Here is a 558-nt window from a genome sequence, read left to right as displayed (position 1 = left end):
CGTAGATGGTGCCAGCATCCGTCTCCGACAACTGGACCGCTTTGGCGACGATCGTTTTCAGCACCGTGTCGAGATCCAGCGTCGAATTGACCGCCTTGCTCACCTCACCAAGCGCCTCGAGCTCACCAACAGACGCGGCAAGCTCGCGCGTCCGTGACTGCACCGCCTCGAAAAGCCGCGCATTCTCGATGGCGATCACCGCCTGGTCGGCGAATGTCTCGACGAGCGCGATCTCCTTGGGATTGAAAGGTTGCGGCTCAACCCTCGTCATGACGAATACGCCAACGAGATCACCTTCCCGCAACAGCGGGGCAGCGAGGACGGTGCGGAATCCGCCTGCCTCAGCGATCAAGGCGACGCGGTAGTCCGGATCAGCGGCCACGTCTTCGATTTGCACGATCCGCCGATCTTCGATTACGCGCCCTACGGCGGAGCCTCGGCCTGCGGCAAGCGCTGGAAGTGGATTGGCGTCGACATAAGCACGGAAACTGGGCGGGTAGCCATGCGTCGACACATAGCGGAATACGCCATCCAGCAACTGCACGATACCACCCTTGT

Annotated in this window: 1 protein-coding gene; it reads right to left on the bottom strand. The window is 61.5% G+C overall.

The features are described 5' to 3' along the window. A partial coding sequence (locus NKJ91_RS33750; RefSeq protein ID WP_352458953.1) for a GAF domain-containing protein occupies positions 1 to 514 on the bottom strand: 514 nt, incomplete at its 3' end. Between the last annotated feature and the right edge of the window lie 44 nt (positions 515 to 558).

Source organism: Mesorhizobium sp. M0040 (genome assembly GCF_040323505.1).
Lineage (GTDB): Bacteria > Pseudomonadota > Alphaproteobacteria > Rhizobiales > Rhizobiaceae > Mesorhizobium.
Note: the sequence above shows the minus strand (reverse complement) of the source record. Positions and strands in the feature narration are given on the sequence as shown.